At 64.2% G+C, this 18,907-nt stretch carries 19 protein-coding genes; 7 read left to right on the top strand and 12 right to left on the bottom strand.

Annotated elements, in window-relative coordinates; all coding sequences use genetic code 11:
• Nucleotides 1-201: 201 nt before the first annotated feature.
• Nucleotides 202-948 (bottom strand): class I SAM-dependent methyltransferase, encoded by a 747-nt coding sequence (locus ACGYLO_RS06455; protein WP_067262215.1) that lies wholly within the window; start codon nucleotides 946-948, stop codon nucleotides 202-204.
• A 63-nt stretch (nucleotides 949-1,011) separates the two neighbouring features.
• On the opposite strand from ACGYLO_RS06455, the gene gloB reads away from it, so the two are divergent.
• The 3 genes from gloB to ACGYLO_RS06470 all read left to right on the top strand — a co-directional run bounded on the left by gloB (nucleotide 1,012) and on the right by ACGYLO_RS06470 (nucleotide 5,226).
• Nucleotides 1,012-1,779: a hydroxyacylglutathione hydrolase gene (gene gloB, locus ACGYLO_RS06460; RefSeq protein WP_271688177.1), complete on the top strand. Its 768-nt coding sequence runs from the start codon at nucleotides 1,012-1,014 to the stop codon at nucleotides 1,777-1,779.
• Between the two features lie 175 nt (nucleotides 1,780-1,954).
• Entirely contained in the window at nucleotides 1,955-4,276 is a 2,322-nt protein-coding gene (gene clpA, locus ACGYLO_RS06465; protein WP_067262217.1) for an ATP-dependent Clp protease ATP-binding subunit ClpA, read from the top strand.
• Complete coding sequence (locus tag ACGYLO_RS06470; protein ID WP_271688180.1) at nucleotides 4,273-5,226, top strand: M23 family metallopeptidase; 954 nt, start codon at nucleotides 4,273-4,275, stop codon at nucleotides 5,224-5,226. The genes clpA and ACGYLO_RS06470 overlap by 4 nt, the downstream gene beginning before the upstream one ends.
• 15 nt (nucleotides 5,227-5,241) lie before the next feature.
• Here ACGYLO_RS06470 and ACGYLO_RS06475 read toward each other — a convergent pair whose 3' ends face one another.
• From ACGYLO_RS06475 to ACGYLO_RS06485, 3 genes are all read right to left on the bottom strand, one after another.
• Nucleotides 5,242-7,179: a peptidoglycan -binding protein gene (locus tag ACGYLO_RS06475; RefSeq protein WP_271688182.1), complete on the bottom strand. Its 1,938-nt coding sequence runs from the start codon at nucleotides 7,177-7,179 to the stop codon at nucleotides 5,242-5,244.
• Entirely contained in the window at nucleotides 7,179-8,378 is a 1,200-nt protein-coding gene (locus ACGYLO_RS06480) for a biopolymer transporter ExbB (protein ID WP_271688184.1), read from the bottom strand. Before ACGYLO_RS06480 ends, ACGYLO_RS06475 begins: the two co-directional genes overlap by 1 nt.
• Nucleotides 8,379-8,449: 71 nt before the next feature.
• On the bottom strand, nucleotides 8,450-8,980 hold the full coding sequence (locus ACGYLO_RS06485; protein WP_271688186.1) for a gamma-glutamylcyclotransferase: 531 nt from the start codon (nucleotides 8,978-8,980) through the stop codon (nucleotides 8,450-8,452).
• Between the two features lie 66 nt (nucleotides 8,981-9,046).
• On the opposite strand from ACGYLO_RS06485, the gene ACGYLO_RS06490 reads away from it, so the two are divergent.
• Entirely contained in the window at nucleotides 9,047-10,054 is a 1,008-nt protein-coding gene (locus ACGYLO_RS06490) for a DUF2125 domain-containing protein (protein WP_271688187.1), read from the top strand.
• 7 nt (nucleotides 10,055-10,061) lie between these two features.
• Here the strand turns inward: ACGYLO_RS06490 and ACGYLO_RS06495 are convergent, their stop codons facing one another.
• The 5 genes from ACGYLO_RS06495 to ACGYLO_RS06515 all read right to left on the bottom strand — a co-directional run bounded on the left by ACGYLO_RS06495 (nucleotide 10,062) and on the right by ACGYLO_RS06515 (nucleotide 14,403).
• Nucleotides 10,062-10,856 (bottom strand): extensin family protein, encoded by a 795-nt coding sequence (locus ACGYLO_RS06495; RefSeq protein WP_271688188.1) that lies wholly within the window; start codon nucleotides 10,854-10,856, stop codon nucleotides 10,062-10,064.
• On the bottom strand, nucleotides 10,853-11,773 hold the full coding sequence (locus ACGYLO_RS06500) for a prephenate/arogenate dehydrogenase family protein (RefSeq protein ID WP_271688189.1): 921 nt from the start codon (nucleotides 11,771-11,773) through the stop codon (nucleotides 10,853-10,855). Before ACGYLO_RS06500 ends, ACGYLO_RS06495 begins: the two co-directional genes overlap by 4 nt.
• Nucleotides 11,773-12,855 (bottom strand): histidinol-phosphate transaminase, encoded by a 1,083-nt coding sequence (gene hisC / locus ACGYLO_RS06505; protein WP_067262230.1) that lies wholly within the window; start codon nucleotides 12,853-12,855, stop codon nucleotides 11,773-11,775. Before hisC ends, ACGYLO_RS06500 begins: the two co-directional genes overlap by 1 nt.
• 187 nt (nucleotides 12,856-13,042) lie before the next feature.
• The gene (rpsD, locus tag ACGYLO_RS06510; protein ID WP_067262232.1) at nucleotides 13,043-13,663 is read right to left on the bottom strand and encodes a 30S ribosomal protein S4; all 621 of its coding nucleotides are present in this window, start codon (nucleotides 13,661-13,663) and stop codon (nucleotides 13,043-13,045) included.
• 170 nt (nucleotides 13,664-13,833) lie between these two features.
• Nucleotides 13,834-14,403, bottom strand: a complete 570-nt coding sequence (locus ACGYLO_RS06515; protein ID WP_271688190.1) for a DNA-3-methyladenine glycosylase I — start codon at nucleotides 14,401-14,403, stop codon at nucleotides 13,834-13,836.
• A gap of 106 nt (nucleotides 14,404-14,509) precedes the next feature.
• Between ACGYLO_RS06515 and ACGYLO_RS06520 the strand changes: the two genes are divergently transcribed.
• The 3 genes from ACGYLO_RS06520 (at nucleotide 14,510) to phbB (ending at nucleotide 17,489) form a co-directional block, all read left to right on the top strand.
• Nucleotides 14,510-15,352, top strand: coding sequence for an EAL domain-containing protein (locus ACGYLO_RS06520; protein ID WP_271688191.1), 843 nt, complete (start codon nucleotides 14,510-14,512; stop codon nucleotides 15,350-15,352).
• Nucleotides 15,353-15,515: 163 nt separating this feature from the next.
• A complete protein-coding gene (locus tag ACGYLO_RS06525) occupies nucleotides 15,516-16,691 on the top strand; it encodes an acetyl-CoA C-acetyltransferase (protein ID WP_209218288.1) in 1,176 nt (391 codons plus the stop codon).
• Between the two features lie 75 nt (nucleotides 16,692-16,766).
• On the top strand, nucleotides 16,767-17,489 hold the full coding sequence (gene phbB / locus ACGYLO_RS06530; protein WP_209218289.1) for an acetoacetyl-CoA reductase: 723 nt from the start codon (nucleotides 16,767-16,769) through the stop codon (nucleotides 17,487-17,489).
• A gap of 159 nt (nucleotides 17,490-17,648) precedes the next feature.
• On the opposite strand, the gene ACGYLO_RS06535 is transcribed toward phbB, so the two are convergent.
• The 3 genes from ACGYLO_RS06535 to ACGYLO_RS06545 all read right to left on the bottom strand — a co-directional run bounded on the left by ACGYLO_RS06535 (nucleotide 17,649) and on the right by ACGYLO_RS06545 (nucleotide 18,893).
• On the bottom strand, nucleotides 17,649-17,813 hold the full coding sequence (locus ACGYLO_RS06535) for a YdcH family protein (RefSeq protein ID WP_082852182.1): 165 nt from the start codon (nucleotides 17,811-17,813) through the stop codon (nucleotides 17,649-17,651).
• Nucleotides 17,814-17,913: 100 nt separating this feature from the next.
• A complete protein-coding gene (locus ACGYLO_RS06540) occupies nucleotides 17,914-18,681 on the bottom strand; it encodes a tRNA1(Val) (adenine(37)-N6)-methyltransferase (protein ID WP_276154279.1) in 768 nt (255 codons plus the stop codon).
• A complete protein-coding gene (locus ACGYLO_RS06545) occupies nucleotides 18,678-18,893 on the bottom strand; it encodes a DUF2007 domain-containing protein (protein WP_040700850.1) in 216 nt (71 codons plus the stop codon). Before ACGYLO_RS06545 ends, ACGYLO_RS06540 begins: the two co-directional genes overlap by 4 nt.
• Nucleotides 18,894-18,907: the final 14 nt, after the last annotated feature.

Raw genomic sequence — 18,907 nt, forward strand, 5'->3', positions numbered from 1 at the left:
GGGGCGATGTAGCAGACAGGTTCACGCCCGGCAACACAGTATAGGCAGGTAATGTCGCGGCGTGCTGCAATATTGCAAGGGCTGCGGCCTATCGCGGCTCTTTGCCGCAGAAAAATGCCACCCCACTCACCGCTGGAGCGGGCCCACGAATCCAGTCCCCTCGCCCGCTGCATGCGCTAAGTCTACAAGGCGCTGAGGCGTTTAGACCGGTTTGGCCTGCGGCTCTGCCATCCCCTCCAACACCCCGATGGCGCGCCTTGCGGTGCTGCGTTGCGGGCGGCCCCGTGGCGGGTAAACCAGTTTCGTGGCCTCCACCAAGATCGCGCCGCCGCCCATCATCGTCGGCATCTGACGCCCGATTTTCTCGAACAAAGGCGCCGATTTCATCCAGATTCGCTGCTGCGACGGGAACTGATAAAGCGCGCCAAGGTGCCGTTCGGGCAGGAACTGATGCTTGCGCAACTGCGTCTCTAGCTGCCCCGGCGAATAGGGCCGCCCATAGCCGAAAGGCGTGCGGTCGCGCCGCGCCCACATGCCCGCGCGGCTTGGCACGATAAACAGCGCCTTGCCCCCCGGCCCCAGCACGCGCCAGCATTCGTCCAGCAGTTCACTGGGCCGCTCAGAGGTTTCGAGCCCGTGCATCAGCACCAGCTTATCCACCGCCCCCGTCTCGACCGGCCAAAGCGTCTCTTCCGTCAGGACCGAGGTGTTGGGCATCCCCGCCGGCCAAGGCATCACCCCCTGCGGGCCGGGCATCAAGACCATCACCCGCCGCGCATCCGCCAGATAGGGGCGCAGCAGGGGTGCAGCAAAGCCAAAGCCGACAACGGTCTGGCCCTTCGCCTCGGGCCAAAGCTCCAACAACCGCCCGCGCAGGGATTTCTGCGCCGCACGTCCCAACGCGCTGCGATAATAGAAATTGCGCAGATCCTGTACATCAAGATGCATTGCAGCCCGCCTTGGTGAATGTCACTCTTACCGGACCATAACAACACAGCGAGGTAAGACGCCATGGCCTTTGATCTGGTCACGATTCCCTGTCTGTCGGACAACTACGCCTTTCTGCTGCGTGACCATGACAGCGGCGCGGTGGCGCTGATCGACGTGCCCGAGGCCGCGCCGATAATGGCAGAGCTTGACCGCCGCGGCTGGACGCTGAGCCAAGTCTGGTTGACCCACCACCACCCCGACCACGTCCAAGGGCTGGCCGAGGTCCTGACCCGTTTCCCCGCCGAGGTGATCGGCGCCAAGGCCGATGCCCACCGCCTGCCCCCGCTCGACCGCGCGGTGGCCGAGGGTGACAGCATCGAGTTGGGCGCGCTTGCGGCCCAAGTGCTCGACGTATCTGGCCATACCGTCGGCCATATCGCCTTTCATGTGCCCCAAGCCAAGGCGGCCTTTACCGCAGACAGCCTCATGGCGCTCGGCTGCGGCCGCCTGTTCGAGGGCACGCCTGCGCAGATGTGGGAAAGCCTGCAAAAGCTGGCCGCCCTGCCCCGTGACACGACGATCTGCTCGGGCCACGAATACACCGCCGCCAACGCAAAATTCGCCCTGACCGTTGATCCGGACAATCCCGCCCTTATATCAAGGACCAAGGACATCGACAGCGCCCGCGCCCAGGGGCAGCCGACCGTCCCCTCGTCGCTTTCACTGGAACTAGAAACCAATCCCTTCCTGCGCCCCGCCGACCCGGCCATCCGCGCGACCTTGGGGATGCCAGACGCCACCGACACAGAAGTGTTCACCGAAATCCGCAGGCGAAAAGACCAGTTCTGAGCGCCTGCAATCATGGCTCAAAGTCCTCGCTCACGGCAAATGTGACCGATTCGGACCAGAATCTTCTTGAAGATGGGCCATGATCAACCAAACTCTAATACTATGAGGCCATGGTCGGACCGGGGCCTGAGACATCTCAGCACCTCACCGACCCCGATCGAAAAGGAGCACGCCCGTGCCTTCATTCTCGACTACACTTGAGCAGGCAATCCACGCGGCCCTCGCGCTGGCCAATGCCCGCCGCCACGAATTCGCAACGCTTGAACATCTGTTGCTGGCCTTGCTCGATGAACCCGATGCCGTGCAGGTCATGAAAGCCTGTTCCGTCGATGTCTCTGACCTGCGCGATACGCTGGTGGAATTCGTCGACGATGATCTCAGCAATCTGATCACCGACATCGACGGTTCCGAAGCGGTGCCAACGGCGGCTTTCCAGCGCGTGATCCAACGCGCCGCAATCCATGTGCAATCCTCGGGCCGGACCGAAGTGACGGGCGCCAACGTGTTGGTCGCCATCTTTGCCGAGCGTGAGAGCAACGCCGCCTATTTCCTGCAAGAACAGGACATGACCCGCTATGACGCGGTGAACTTTATCGCCCATGGTGTCGCCAAAGACCCGGCATATGGTGAATCCCGCCCCGTCACAGGCGCGCCCGAGACCGAGGAAGAGGCCCAAGGCGTCACCGATGGCGACAAGAAGGAATCCGCGCTGGCGAAATACTGCGTGGACCTCAACGCCAAATCCCGCGAAGGCGACATTGACCCGCTGATCGGCCGCGAGGGCGAGGTTGAGCGCTGCATTCAAGTGCTCTGCCGCCGGCGCAAGAACAACCCGCTTTTGGTGGGGGATCCGGGCGTAGGCAAGACTGCCATCGCCGAAGGGCTGGCGCGCAAGATCGTTGCCGGTGAAACGCCTGAGGTGCTGGCCAATACCACGATCTACTCGCTCGACATGGGCGCGCTGCTGGCAGGCACCCGCTATCGCGGCGATTTCGAGGAGCGGCTGAAGGCCGTGGTGACCGAGCTTGAGGATCACAAGGACGCCGTGCTTTTCATCGACGAGATCCACACCGTGATCGGTGCAGGTGCCACTTCGGGCGGCGCGATGGATGCCTCCAACCTGCTGAAGCCCGCGCTTCAGGGCGGCAAACTGCGCACCATGGGCTCCACCACATATAAGGAGTTCCGCCAGCACTTCGAGAAGGACCGCGCGCTGAGCCGCCGGTTCCAAAAGATCGACGTGAGCGAGCCTTCGGTCGAAGACGCCACCAAGATCCTGAAGGGGCTCAAGCCCTATTTCGAAGAGCATCACAGCGTCAAATACACCTCCGATGCGATTAAGACCTCCGTGGAACTGGCACATCGCTACATCAATGACCGCAAGCTGCCGGACAGCGCGATTGACGTGATCGACGAAGCCGGTGCCGCCCAGCACCTCGTCGCCGCCTCCAAGCGCCGCAAGACCATCGGCACCAAGGAGGTCGAGGCCGTGGTGGCCAAGATCGCCCGCATTCCGCCGAAGAATGTCTCCAAGGACGACGTGGTGGTGCTGAAGGATCTGGAAAGCTCGCTCAAGCGGGTGGTCTTTGGTCAGGACGACGCCATCGTGGCGCTGTCTTCGGCGATCAAACTGTCCCGCGCAGGCCTGCGCGAGCCGGACAAGCCCATCGGCAACTACCTCTTCGCTGGTCCCACTGGCGTGGGTAAAACCGAGGTCGCCAAGCAATTGGCCGACACCCTTGGCGTGGAACTGCTGCGTTTCGACATGTCGGAATATATGGAGAAACACGCGGTCAGCCGTCTGATCGGCGCGCCTCCGGGCTATGTCGGCTTTGACCAAGGCGGCATGCTCACCGATGGCGTGGACCAGCATCCGCATTGCGTGCTGCTGCTCGACGAGATGGAGAAAGCGCACCCTGACGTCTACAACATCCTGTTGCAGGTGATGGACCACGGCAAGCTGACCGATCACAATGGCCGCACGGTGGATTTCCGCAATGTGGTGCTGATCATGACCTCCAACGCGGGCGCCTCCGAACAGGCCAAAGCGGCAGTGGGCTTTGGCCGCGACCGCCGCGAGGGCGAGGATACCGCCGCCATCGAGCGGACCTTCACGCCGGAGTTCCGCAACCGTCTGGACGCCGTGATCTCCTTCGCGCCGCTGCCGAAGTCGGTGATCCTGCGGGTGGTCGAGAAGTTCGTGCTGCAACTCGAAGCGCAGCTGATGGACCGCAACGTGACCATCGAGCTCTCCAAGAAGGCCGCCGAATGGCTTGCCGACAAGGGCTACGACGACAAGATGGGCGCGCGTCCCTTGGGCCGTGTGATCCAAGAGCACATCAAGAAGCCGCTGGCCGAGGAGCTGCTCTTTGGCAAGCTGGCCAAGGGCGGTGTCGTCAAGGTCGGCGTCAAGGATGATGAGTTGACGCTCAAAGTCTTGGGCAGCGAAAGCAAGCGTCTTTCCGGTGATCGGCCCCCGCTGCTCACCGCGGAATGATCTATCGGGCCGCACTGGCCCTGATCTTCTCCTCCGCCAGCCCTGCGCTGGCGGAGGATTTGCAATTGGCCTTCCCGCTGGATTGCACCCTTGGGCAGGACTGCCACATCCAACAATATATGGACCGCGACCCGAGCGGCGGCGCAGAGGACTACCGCTGTTCCGGCCTAACCTATGACGGCCACAAGGGTACGGATTTCGCCCTGCCCGACCGCGCGGCGATGGCCGCGGGCGTGACCGTGCGCGCCGCAGCGGCGGGGGTGGTCAAAGGGCTGCGAGACGGGATGCCAGATGGTGCGCCGCTCTCGGAGGTCCAAGGGCGCGAATGCGGCAATGGCGTGGTGATCGACCTCGGCCAGGGATGGGAGACGCAATACTGCCACCTGAAACACGGCTCGCTCCGCGTGCAGGAAGGGCAAGGGGTGGCAGTTGGCGACGCTCTCGGGCTCGTTGGCCAGTCTGGCAAAGCGGCCTTTCCGCATCTGCACCTGTCGCTGCGCCATCACGGCCAGCCCGTCGATCCATTTGCCCCCGAAGGCCATAGTTGTGACGTCGAACCGCGCAAAACCCTCTGGCAAGACACCCCGCCCTACCGCCCCGGCGGGCTGATTGCGCTTGGCTTTGCCGACCGCGTGCCCAGCTATGATGAGATCAAGGCGGGCGAAGCCAATCGCGACAGCCTGCCCAAAGAGGCGCCTGCCTTGGTTATCTACGGCTACAGCTATGGCACGCAAAAGGATGACGTGCTGCGCCTCAGCCTCGCGGGGCCAAAAGGCACGGTCATCGAGAGGGATGTGGTGATGGAGAAGCCGCAGGCGCAAGCCTTTCGCGCCATCGGCAAACGCGCGGCTTCTGCGCCATGGCCAGCCGGGCGCTATACGGGCAGGGTCACACTGCTGCGCGAGGGCCGTGTGATCGACAAAAAGACCGGCGTTCTGACCCTGCGATAGGCCGGGACTGCCTGCCTACTTCTCAGTAAACTTCAACTCGATCCGCCTGTTCTGCGCCCGCGCGGCTTCGGTATTGCCCTCGGCCACGGGCTGATACTGGCCAAAGCCATTGGCGGCCAAACGATCCGGCGCGATGCCGAGGAAATTGACCATATATTTGACCACCGACAGCGCCCGCGCTTGGCTGAGTTCCCAGTTGTCCGCAAACTCCCCAAAGCCGGAAAGCGGCACATTGTCGGTATGACCATCGACGCGGATCACCCAATCGATCTCGGGCGGGATGTCATCCACCACGCTGCGCAGAATGCCCGCCACCTTGGCAATCTCACCCTGCCCGTCTTGGCTCAGCACCGCACTGCCCGGCGCGAAAAGCACCTCGGAGGAGAAGACAAAACGGTCGCCTTCGATCCGCACACCCTCCTGATTGCCCAGCAGATCACGCAACCGCCCAAAGAATTCTGAGCGGTACTGGGCGAGGTTCTTGCTCTCTTCCTCAAGCCGCTTGCGCTCTGCCGTCTCCAATTCGGCGCGGCGGCGTTCCTCCGCCGCGACCCGCGCCAACGCGGTGTTCAACTCGGAGCCAAGCGATTGCAATTCCACCGATTTCGCCGCATCCCGCGCCACCGCGTCATCGAGCAGCGCCTGTAGGTTCCCCAACTGCGCGCGCAGTTCCGCGACCTGCTGGTTCAGCAATTCGGTCTGCCGCTGCGCCGCGGCGCTCACGGCTTTCTCCTCGGCCAGCGTCTCTTCGGCCTGCGCCAAAAGGGCGGCGCGGCGTTCGGCGGCGGTGGTCTTATCCTCGGCCAAAGTCTCCGCCGCGAGTTTTGCCGCCAGCGTCTGCGCCAGACGTTCGCGCAGGTCCGACTGCGTGCCGCTCAGCGCTTCGCCCTCTTCCTCAAGGGATTGCACACGGGCCAGCGCCTCGGCCAGACGGGCGTTCAAGGCCTGCTCGGTCGCCTCGGCCTGCGCCAACCGCGCGCGCAGTTCCTCTTCGGTGCCTTCCGCGGCTTCCAACTCTTCGGTGAGCGCGGCGCGCTCGGCCTCCAGACCCGCGCCGCTCTCCTCCAGCCGCTCCATCCGCAGCAGCGCTGCGGCAAGCTCACTGTCGAGGTCGCTGCGCGCCGCGCGGGCGGCGGCCAAAAGGGTCAGCGTCTCTTCGGCCTTCTTGCGCTGCGTCTCAAGCGAGAGGGTCATGGCCGTCAATTCCGCATCCGCATCCTCCAGCCGGTCGCGCAGGGCCTGCGCCGCTGCGGCTTCGGCCAGACGGGCGGCTTCCTCGGCGCTGAGCGCCTCTTCGGCCTCCGCCACCTCGGCATTGAGGGCGGCGACTTCGGCCTCGGCTTCGGCGTTTTGCGCCCGCAGATCGGCCACCAGCGCATCCAGCGCCTCACGTTTCGCGGCGGCAAGCCGGGCCGTTTCCGCCTGCGCATCGATCTCGTCCCGCGCGGTGCTAAGCGCGAGGTTCAGCGCCTCTTGCTCATCCAACAGCGCGGCTTCGCGGTCTTCCAAGTCACCGATGCGCGCCTGATCTTCCGCCTGCGACGCCAAGAGCGCGGCCACCCGTGCCTCAAAGCCGGTGATCTCGGCCTCCGCCGCCTGCAAGGCAGCCGCTTGCGCGTCGCGTTCAGAAGTCAGCCCGGCGATCACCGCCTCTTGCCGCGACACCTCATCACGCGCGTCGTTCAGTGAGGCATTCAGCGCGCCGAGCCGAGCCTCCAAACGCGCGGTGGTGCGTTCTTCGACGCCAAGCGCTTGGGCAAGGGCCGCGACCTCTCCGGCCAATTCGTTAAGCTCGCTTTCCTGCCCGCTAATCCGCTCGGTCAGGACGAATTGCACCACCATGAAGATAGTCAGCACGAACATCAGAACCAGCAAAAGCCCGGTCATCGCATCGACGAACCCCGGCCAGATGGAGCCCTGAAACCGTGCGCCTGTCCGCCGGGAAAGTGCCATTACTGGTCCCCGCCACCGGGGATATCGCTGGCCCGCAGGCGGCGGGCCTCAGGGGCGCGTTGCCCGGAAAGCGCCTTGGCCAGCAAAGAGATATCCTTGCGCAATTCGGCCATGGTTTCCTGCCGCCCGGCAGAAATCTCTTCCAAGATACGCAGCATCTGCACGTCGATGGAGCGCAGGCGCATCCGGCTTTCCGCGTCGATCCCTTCGCCCGCGACCTGACCTTCGAGCGTGGCGATCAATCGGTCTTGCCCATCGGCCACCCGCTCCAGCGCGCTGTTGGTGGTGGTGTCATGCTCCATCCGCGTGGTCATCCGGTCCACGGCATCGGCCAGCTTGCCCAGCTTGTCGTCGACCATGGCGCGGCTGACGTCGGATTGGGTGAACATCTGCTGCATCTCGGCCATCTGTTCGACCATCTGATCCATCACGCTGGCCATGATGTTCTGGTCACTCACATCATCGCCCGAGGTCAGCCCGACCCGCGTGATGGAACTCAGCCAATCTTCCAACTCTTGATAAAAGCGGTTCTGCCCGTGGCCTGCGAAAAGCTCCAACAACCCCACGACGAGAGAGCCCGCAAGCCCCAGAAGCGAGGAGCCAAAGGCCACGCCCATGCCGCCCAACTGCGCCTCAAGACCGGTCATCAGACGGCCAAAGACATTGACGCCCGCCTCCCCCTCACCGGGGGCGAGGGAGCGGATCGTGTCGACCACAGCCGGAACGGTCGTGGCCAGCCCGTAGAATGTCCCCAAAAGACCGAGGAAAATCAACATATTAACGATATAGCGCGTGATTTCGCGCACTTCGTCGATGCGCGAGGCGACGGAATCGAGGATCGACCGGGTGGAGGTCGTGCTGACCTGCATCCGCGCGCCGCGCTGGCGCAGAAGCGACGCCAAAGGCGCCAGCAATTGCGGCGGCTTGGCATCGGGTTCGGCATTGCCAGCGGCGAAATCCTCGATCCAGCGGACCGAGCCGATAAGCTGCATCACCTGATAGAAACAGGCCAGCACACCGACGATGAAGACAAAGATGATGACCCCATTCAGCCATGGGTTCGCGGCAAAGATCGGCAGCACCCGTGGCAGCGCCAGAAAGACCCCGGTCCCCGTGAGGCCGAGCGCGATCAGCATCAGAGAAATCTGACGCACCGGTTGTGAAAACTGCGGTTTTGCCTTGCGGTCTGGCTGTGCCATGCGGCCTTTCCTGACCCTTTGTTCTGCTCTTGCCGCAGCTTACACTGAAACGGCAAAGAGTTGCCAAGTTTTTATGAGGTCAACGCCTTCACCCGATCATGCAACCACTCCAACGCGGGGTCATGCAAGCCCACTTCGGATAGATGCACGGCGGTGTTGATCAAATACTCGGTATTTGGCCCGCGTCCGCCTACGGCGCGGGCAATGATCTGCGCCTGTTCTTCCAAGGGCAGGCCGCCGCAATATTGCTCATGCGCCGCGTCGATCACATAGGTCACCGCCTCCACGTCGCGGCCATCGGTCAGATGCACGGTGAGGTTTTTCTCGACATAGGCCGAAGAGATCAGCTCACGCTCGCGCAGGTACTCCAACGTCTGCGCCTCCTGCCCCGCAGTCACCCGCATCGCCATGCCTTCGCAGGCCGAGCGGACGGATTCGTCAAGCGCCAGCACCAGCCCCGGCTGTTCGACCGTGCCCCGGTGATGGATCGAGCGCATGCAGAACGATCGCGCATAGCCCGGCAGCGTGGCGATCACGCTTTCCGCTACCTCGAAACCGGGGTTCCACAAGAGGCTGCCATAGCCAAATACCCACATTGTCATCCTGCTGGTCCTTTCTGCTGGCCTTCGGTAAACCGCATCTGAAGCACGATTTGAAGGGCTATCGAAATGCGGAAATGGGTTTGGCTGCTGATTGTGCTCGCCGCACTTTGGGGCGCGTGGTGGGCTGCCGCCACGACGCAGATGCAAAGCACCCTGACCCGCCTGCTCGACACCCGCCGCGCGGCGGGTTGGGAGGTGACGCTCAAAGACATCGACAAAGCGGGCTTTCCCCTGTCCTTGCAAAACCGGCTGAGCGGGTTTGCCGTGGCAGACCCGGCCCGCGGTCTGGCATTCGAAGCCCCGCAGCTTGATCTCTCCGCCCCGGTCTGGTGGCCCGGTGATCTCTCCGCCCGCGCGCCCGTTGCGGCGGCCGACCTGCCCGCAGGCGCATTGCCCCTGACGCTGAAGATGCGCGACCTGCGCGCCGATCTGGAACTGCATCCCGGCACCTCGCTTCAGCTGGAGGCGATGGAGCTTCGCAGCACGCATCTGGAGGTCGACGGCCCCGACGGGCTGCTGCTGAAGGCCGAAGAGCCGCGGATGCGGATCGCGCAATCGGGCAGTGCGGCGCGGGACTATGACATCGCGCTGCTGCTCGGCGGCATCAACCCCGGCCCCTTGCTGCGCAAGGTCTTGGGCGATGGCGCGGGCCAGCCCGGCGGGCAGCCGATCCTCTCGGCGCGGATGGCCGTGACCTTTGCCCGCCCGCTGGACCGGCACAGCGCGATGGCGGGCACCCTGCCGCAGATCGACGCGCTGACGGTTGAGAATGTGGATGCCGCTTGGGGCGAGGTGGCTTTGGGCGCCGAGGGGGCGCTGACCTTTGACGCCGCGGGCATTCCCGATGGGGTGCTGAGCCTGCGGGTCACTAATTGGACCAAACTGCTGGACGCGGGCGAACGCGCGGGCTTTCTGCCGCCGTCGATGCGCGGGCAGGTCGACACCATGCTGCGGCTGTTGGAAGCGCGGGGCGGCACGCCGGGCGGATTGGACCTCGACCTGATCTTTACGGACGGTCAGATGATGCTGGCAGGGATTCCGCTTGGCCCCGCGCCGCGGTTGGTTCAGCCCTAACGGCCGCTTAGCGGCAGTAGCTGCCACTGCGATAGCGCGCCGTGTCGAAGTGAAAGTGGTCTTGGTGAAAGCGGTCTGCCTCTGGCCCCAGCACCGTGCCAAACGGCCCGCAGGCGCCCCGGTGCATCCGTCGCAAAGCCGCGCTGCTGCGCCGCGCGCGCCAGCCCTTCAACAGGCTGATCGTGCTGCCGTCCGCGAGAGCAAACCCGGAAATGTCGATCGCGCGGCCCTTGCCATGTTCGGAGATCTTACCGCCCTTGCGGTTGTTCCGCGTCCGGCAGGCGTAATGCGCGGCGACCTTGAGCTCCCTCAGCCCCCCGCCCTGCGCCGCCAAGGCGGGCACCGCCGATTGGCGCACCCATGTGTTCAGCGCCTTGGCCGTGGTGCAATCCATCACCGCCGCGGTGCCAAGCCGGATGCCCGAGACCGAGCGTATCTTGACCGCATTCTCAACCCCGCAACCGCTGATCCGGCCCGGCACCCGGCCCACCCGGCTGCCCTGTATCGCCAGATCGCCGCAGACCGCGCCCTTGGCCAACATCCGCTGCCGCGCACGGGCGGCCTGTTCGACCTTGGCGCTGCGCAGGGTGGGACGGAGCGATGCTTTCATCCCCTGCCCGCCCTCGGCGGCGGCACGGGCGGCGGGGTCACGTTCGGGCGGGGCGATCGCGCCGCCGGGGGCGACGCTGACCGGCAAGCTATCCCCCTGCTGACGCGCCACGGGGCGCTCAGAACTGTCCGGCCCCGCAGCCAAGGCGATTTGCCCCAGCATGATCAGCGGCAGGACAGCCCAGCCCTTCATGACTTGGGCGCGCCCCGGCCAAAATCGGGCGCGTCGGTATCCTGCCCCGCCTCGATAATGCCGCGCCGGATCGCGCGCGTACGAGTGAAATAGGCGTGCAGATGCTCGCCGTCGCCGGTCCGAATGGCGCGTTGCAGGGCGAAAAGCTCCTCGGTGAAACGGCCAAGGATTTCCAGCGTCGCATCCTTGTTGGTCAGAAAGACATCGCGCCACATCGTGGGATCACTCGCCGCGATCCGGGTGAAGTCGCGGAAACCGGCGGCGGAATACTTGATCACCTCGCTGTCGGTCACCCGGCGCAGGTCGTCGGCCACGCCCACCATCGTATAGGCGATGAGGTGCGGCGCGTGCGAGGTGACAGCCAGCACCAGATCGTGATGCTCGGCGTCCATCTCCTCCACATTGGCACCCGCCCCTTCCCAGAGCGCGCGCAGCCGCGCGATGGCGTCCTTGTCGGTGCCTTCCACCGGGACCAGAAGGCACCAGCGGTTGTCGAAGAGCTCGGCAAAGCCGCTGCGCGGGCCGGAATGCTCGGTCCCCGCCAGCGGGTGGCCGGGGATAAAATGCACGCCATCGGGCAGATGCGGCCCGACCTGCGCGATCACGTCGGCCTTGACCGAACCCACATCCGTCACCGTGGCACCCGGCGCAAAATGCGGCGCGATCTCGGCGGCCACGGCGCCCATGACACCCACCGGCACGCAGAGCACCACCAGATCGGCGCCCGCGACAGCCTCGGCGGCACTGTCGCAGACCCGGTCGCAGAGGCCGATCTCGCGCGCCGTGGCGCGGGTCTCGTCGCTGCGGGCATAGCCGGTGACTTCGCCCGCCAGACCGCCGCGCTTCATCGCCCAGAACAGCGAGGAGGCGATCAGCCCCAACCCGATCAGGGCGACCCTGTCATAGATCTGCGCCATCAGTTGCCCCCCTTGAACTGCCGCACCGCATGGACGACGCGGCGGCAGGCGCTCTCATCGCCCACGGTGATGCGCAGGCAGTTGGGCAGGTTGTAGCCCGCCACCCGGCGCACGATCAGCCCTTGGGTCTTGAGGTAGTCGTCACAAGCCTCGGCCTCGGCCTGGTTGGCGAAACGAGCCAGCACGAAATTGGCGAGCGAGACGTCTGAGGGCACGCCGATCTCGGCCAGCGCATCGGCGAGCCAGGTGCGCCAGCGGGCGTTCTCGGCGCGGCAATGGTCGGTATAGGCGCGGTCGCGCATCGCCGCCTCGGCGGCGTTAAGCGCGGCCTGCGACAGGTTGAACGGCCCGCGCACCCGGTTCAGCACGTCGATCACATGGCCCGGCCCATAGCCCCAGCCGATGCGCAGCCCGCCCAGCCCATAGAGCTTGGAGAAGGTGCGCGTCATCACCACGTTGTCGCGGCGGTCCACCAAGGCGGCACCCCCGTCATAGCCCTCAACATATTCGGCATAGGCCCCGTCGAGCACCAGAAGCGCCTGCGGCGGCAGTGCCTCGGCCAGCCGTTCAAGCTCGGCCAGACCGATCATCGTGCCGGTGGGGTTGTTGGGGTTGGCGATGAACACCAGCCGCGTCGCCTCGGTGCAGGCGGCGAGGATGGCATCGACATCGGTCACCCGCTCACGCTCGGGGACTTCAACGGGCGTCGCACCTGCGGCCAGCGCCGAGATGCGGTACATGGCAAAGCCGTGCTCGGTATGCACCACCTCGGTCCCCGGTCCGGCATAGGCTTGGCAGAGGAAGGCGATGATCTCATCCGAACCCGCGCCGCAGATGATCCGCTCGGCATCGAGGTCCAGAACCTCGGCAATGGCGGCGCGCAGGGCGCTATGGTCGGAGGACGGGTAGCGATGCAGGTCATAGGCCGCGCGGCGATAGGCTTCGACGGCGGCGGGGCTGGGGCCCAGCGGGTTCTCGTTCGAGCTGAGCTTGACCACATTCTCAAGGCCCGCGACATGCGCCGCACCCCCTTGATAAAGGTCGATCTCCATAATGCCCGGTTGCGGTGCGATCTGTGTCATCTCGCTCTCATCCTCACGCTACTGCCGCCCTTCTATCGGGGGTGTCGCGGTGATGCCAGAATCATTCTGCATCCGCGGCGCCCGCGGACGGGCTGTTGCATTGCTGCGCCCCCTCCCCCTCGCGCGCAACGAAAAAGGCCGCGTGGTCTGCACCACGCGGCCTTTGGTATTCGACAGGCGAAGAAGCTTAGTTCTTCGCGTAGAATTCCACGACGAGGTTCGGCTCCATGACGACCGGATACGGCACGTCGCCGAGGCTCGGTGTGCGCACGAAAGTCGCGGTCATTTTGGAGTGGTCGCACTCAAGGTAGTCGGGCACGTCACGCTCGGGCAGTTGCACGGCTTCGAGAACCGAGGTCAGCTGCTTGGAACGGTCACGCACTTCGATCACGTCACCCTCTTTCACGCGGTAGGAGGGGATGTTGACCTTGCGGCCGTTCACTTTGACGTGGCCGTGGTTCACGAACTGGCGTGCGGCGAAAACGGTCGGCACGAATTTGGCGCGGTAAACAACGGCGTCCAGACGGCGCTCCAGCAGGCCGATCAGGTTTTCACCGGTGTCGCCTTTAACACGCTCGGCTTCGCCGAAGATGCGACGGAACTGCTTCTCAGTCAGGTCGCCGTAGTAGCCTTTGAGCTTCTGCTTGGCACGCAGCTGGATGCCGAAATCCGACATTTTGCCCTTGCGGCGCTGGCCGTGCTGGCCGGGGCCGTATTCACGACGGTTCACCGGGGACTTCGGACGACCCCAGATGTTTTCGCCCATACGGCGGTCTAGTTTGTGCTTGGCAGCTGTGCGTTTTGTCACGGCTGATCTCCTTTATAAGGCCCCGAGGGGCGGTAAAGGGCGTTGTCCTTTGGCCGAAGCCCGACAGGCTTCCCCTTGCGGGGTCCACCAACACCAATGAAGGGGCGCTTATACGGGGCCATGGCGGGGAGTCAACGGGGGATTTTCGGCGATTTTAATACGCCCCGCCCCTACCGTGCCATCGCAGCGCAGGGCGCGTGGCGGTGACAGGTCAGGATATGATCATTCACCAGCCCGCAGGCCTCCATCCAAGCATAGGTGATCGTCGGCCCGCAGAACTTGAAACCGGCTTTCTTCAAGTCTTTGCTCACCTGCTCGGACAAGGCGGTCTTCGGCGGCACCTCGGCCTGTGTGGCAAAGCGGTTTTGCAGCGGTTTGCCATCAACATAGCGCCACATGAAGGCGTCGAACCCCTCGCGCGCCTCCACCTCCTGCCATGCGCGCGCGTTGGTGATGGCGGCCTCGATCTTGCCCCTGTGGCGGATGATGCCCGGATCACCCAGCAGGCGCAGCACATCCGCCTCGCCCCATTCGGCGATCTGATGCGGGTCGAACCCGGCAAAGGCCGCACGGAAATTATCGCGCTTTTTAAGGATCGTGATCCAGCTTAGCCCCGCCTGAAACCCGTCAAGGATCAGCTTTTCCCAAAGCGCGCGGCTGTCATATTCGGGCACGCCCCATTCGGTGTCGTGGTAGTCTCGGTAAATCGGGTCATCCCCGGCCCAGTCACAGCGCTGCATCTTCGGCTCTCCCCCTGCGCGATCCACCGCGGAAATCGCCGCCGATTAAGACCGTATTATCACCTTTGCGCCCATACCAATCACAGGACAGCAAGAGAGTACCGCCGTGCCCCGTCGATTCCAACGCCCTTTCGCCGACGTTCCCCCCGGTGGGGACAGCCCGCTGAACCATGCGGTGATGCAGCGCGATGCCGCGACGCTTGAAATGGTGCGCGAGGCCGTGGCCCATCGCCAAACGCTGCTGGCGTTCCAGCCCGTCATGCTGGCCAGCGATCCGACAAATGTGGCCTTTCACGAGGGGCTGATCCGCCTGCTTGATCCCACGGGTCGCGTGATTCCGGCCAAGGATTTCATGCCCGCAATCGAGGACACGGATACCGGGCGGCAGGTGGATGTTCTGGCCCTGCGTCTTGGGCTGAACGCGCTGCACCACCATCCCGGGCTGCGGCTGTCAATCAATATGTCCGCCCGCTCCATCGGGTATCAGGAATGGACCCGCGTCTTGCGCCACTGGCTGGCCCGCGACGCGACCTTGGGCGAACGGCTGATCCTTGAGATCACGGAAAGCTCGGCCATGATGGTGCCGGAACTGGTGACAAGCTTCATGAACCAGTTGCAGCCCCACGGCATCTGCTTTGCCATGGATGATTTCGGGGCGGGGCAAACGGCGATCCGCTATTTCAAGGATTTCTACTTTGATGTCCTGAAGCTTGACGGGCAGTTCATTCGCGGCATCGCCACCAACCCCGACAACCGCGCCCTGACCGCCGCGCTGATGTCCATCGCCACACATTTCGACATGCTGACCGTGGCCGAATGCGTCGAGAACGCCGCCGATGCGGCGGTGCTGGTCGAGATGGGCGTCGATTGCCTGCAAGGCTACCACTTCGCCGCGCCAACCACCCGGCCCCCGTGGCTGAAATTCGACCGGGTGCGCGCCACCGGCTAAGCCAGCGCCGACAGGCCGCCGGGGCTGCGGCGGCGGGCTGCCTGCTCAGTTGCCGCATTGCAGCGCATCCGCTATCACTACCTCAGAGGGACGGGAGCGCCCACGCCCGACGATGGCGCGTGTCGGTGTGCCCCCGCCCAACAAGGTAGAGGAAAGTCACATCATGACCAATGTCGTCATCGCATCCGCCGCCCGGACCGCCGTGGGCAGTTTCGGCGGGGCGTTCGCCAATACGCCCGCCCATGACCTTGGTGCCGCCGTTCTGAAAGAACTGGTGGCCCGCGCCGGGGTGGACCCGTCCGAAGTCTCCGAGACCATTCTGGGGCAGGTGCTGACCGCCGCCCAAGGTCAGAACCCGGCGCGTCAGGCGCATATCAACGCAGGTCTGCCGAAAGAGAGCGCGGCTTGGGGCATCAACCAGGTCTGCGGCTCGGGCCTGCGCGCCGTGGCGCTGGCGGCTCAGCACATCCAGCTCGGTGACGCGAACATCGTGGCCGCTGGCGGGCAAGAGAACATGACCCTCAGCCCCCATGCGCAAAACCTCCGCGCGGGCCAGAAAATGGGCGATTTGCAGTTCATCGACACGATGATCCGCGACGGTCTCTGGGATGCATTCAACGGCTACCACATGGGCCAAACCGCCGAGAACGTGGCCGAGAAATGGCAGATCTCCCGCGACCAGCAAGACGAATTCGCCGTCGCCTCGCAAAACAAGGCCGAAGCCGCGCAGAAGGCTGGCAAATTCGCCGATGAGATCGTTCCCTTCACCATCAAGACCCGCAAGGGCGAGACGGTTGTCGATCAGGACGAATACATCCGCCACGGCGCCAATATCGAAGCGATGCAGAAGCTGCGCCCGGCCTTTACTAAAGACGGCTCCGTCACCGCGGCCAATGCCTCGGGCATCAACGACGGTGCGGCGGGTGCGCTCCTGATGAGCGCGGATGAGGCCGAAAAGCGGGGCATTCAGCCGCTGGCGCGGATCGCCTCCTATGCCACCGCCGGTCTCGACCCGTCGATCATGGGCGTCGGCCCCGTCTATGCATCGCGCAAGGCGCTGGAGAAAGCCGGTTGGTCGCCCGAGGACCTTGATCTGGTGGAAGCCAACGAAGCCTTCGCCGCGCAGGCCTGCGCCGTGAACAAGGAGATGGGCTGGGATCCGGAAATCGTGAACGTCAACGGCGGCGCCATCGCCATCGGCCACCCGATCGGTGCCTCCGGCGCGCGCGTGCTCAACACCCTGCTGTTCGAAATGCAGCGCCGTGACGCCAAGAAAGGTTTGGCGACGCTGTGTATCGGCGGCGGTATGGGTGTTGCCATGTGCCTAGAGCGCCCCTAAGACTAAATCGGCGCGCAACTTTCTTGCGCGCCGAAACATGCATTTGCAAGAACATTACCTTGAGGGAGGGATTACATGTCACGCATCGCTTTGGTCACCGGGGGAAGTCGCGGGATTGGCGCGGCCATTTCGACCACGCTGAAGGACAAAGGCTATACCGTCGCCGCCACCTATGCCGGCAATGACGAAGCCGCCGCGAAATTCACCGAAGAGACCGGCATCAAGACCTATAAATGGAACGTGGCAGATTACGACGCCTCCAAAGCGGGGATCGAACAAGTCGAAGCCGAGCTTGGACCCATCGAGGTGGTGGTCGCCAATGCGGGCATCACCCGCGACGCGCCCTTTCACAAGATGACCCCCGACCAGTGGAATGAAGTCATCGCCACCAATCTGACCGGCGTCTTCAACACGATCCACCCGGTCTGGCCCGGCATGCGCGAACGCAAGTTCGGTCGCGTTGTCGTGATCTCTTCAATCAACGGGCAAAAGGGGCAGTTCGCACAGGTGAACTATGCCGCGACCAAGGCGGGTGATCTGGGCATCGTGAAGTCACTGGCCCAAGAAGGCGCGCGCGCGGGCATCACCGCCAACGCCATCTGCCCCGGCTATATCGCGACCGATATGGTCATGGCCGTGCCCGAAAAGGTCCGCGAAAGCATCATCGCGCAGATCCCCGCCGGACGTTTGGGAGAGCCCGAAGAAATCGCCCGCGCGGTGGCCTTCCTCGTCTCCGACGATGCGGGTTTCATCAACGGCTCGACCATCTCGGCCAATGGGGCGCAATTCGTCGTCTGACGGGCCGATGTTCTGGAAATTTAATGGGCCAGTCTTTTACAAAGACTGGCCTTTTTAATGGGAAAACAGAACCCGACTGCGTCCTTTACTAGCCATCCAGCCTGCCGCCCCGCCAAAGCGGAACGACAGCGATCAAAACGCCGCATTGCGCGGCGAGGGTCAGCTCGACAGGCGGCTAATCTCCTCTTTCAAACGCAGTTTTTCCTTCTTCATGGAAGCCACTTTCAAATCGTCCATACCGGGGGCGCGTTGCGCGGTTTCCACCGCCTCACTCATCGCCTGATGCTTGCGCTTCAGGGTGTCCAGATGTGCGTTCAAAGCCATACAATCCTCCATGATTGGTGTGTGGAATTTCAGTGGACCACAGCGCGACCCACAAGTCACGCGGCACCGCAGCATAGGGGTGAAGTTGGTAAAGAAACGCTTAAGAAGTAGGATAGACCAGCGGCGCCCCCCGGCGCAGGACCGCTTCGATTTCCGGCACATAGCTATCGCCGTCCCCCTCATGCCGCGCGCCACGGTGCATGACAAAGCTATGATAGAGCCGAAAAGCACCGCGTCCGTTCTTGCGCGCACGCAAGAGAATCAACTCCGGCATCCTTCCCGCGCGCGAGGCGAGCGGCAGCACCTCGACCGATCCCATCTCATGCGGCAGCGCCGCCAGAATCTCGGGCAGCCGTTCGGCGCGATGGATAAAATGCGCCTGCCCTTTGGGCTTTAGCCGCCGCGCGGCGGTGCGGACCCATTGTCGCAGGGGCGTCGCCTCACCCAAGGCCGTCTCGCGCCCGGGATCGCGGGACTGGACCGAGGCGGCCCGGTCGAAATAGGGCGGATTGGCAAGAACGTGGTCAAATTGTCGCTGGCGCAGATGCAGGGGCATCTCGGTCAGATCGGCCTCCACCACCTCCAGCGCCGCGCCCCCATTGCGCTGCGCCAGTTCGGCATAGGCGGGTTGCAGCTCACAGCCCGTCAGCGTCAGTCCCGGCACCCGTGCCCCCAGACAAAGCACCGCCGCACCGGCCCCGCAGCCAAGCTCCAGCACGCTCTGCCCTGCCTTGGCCTCTATGCTCGCGGCCAGCAAAACCGGGTCCACCCCGGCACGATAGCCCCGCCCCCGGCGCGGCTGCCAGAGGTGCAGCTTGCCGCCGAGAAAAGCGTCGCAGGTCAGGTCGTCTTCGGTGAAACGGGTCACAGCCCCAGCGGAATCTCATTGTCGCGCATCACCCGCAGGGCGGCGTCATGGTCATCAGGATGCACCATCAGGCGGCGCGGGAAAATCCCAATGCCCCCTTCGAGCACGCTCATGTTTACGTCCATTTCAAAGCAGTCTATATCCTCCCCCCTGAGAAGGGCGGTGGCAAAGGCGATGATGGTCATGTCGGTGCTGCGCAAAAGTTCCTTCATATCAAAGATGTAGA

This window comes from Sulfitobacter sp. 1A13353 (genome assembly GCF_043557255.1).
In the GTDB taxonomy this organism is placed as follows: Bacteria; Pseudomonadota; Alphaproteobacteria; order Rhodobacterales; family Rhodobacteraceae; genus Sulfitobacter; species Sulfitobacter faviae.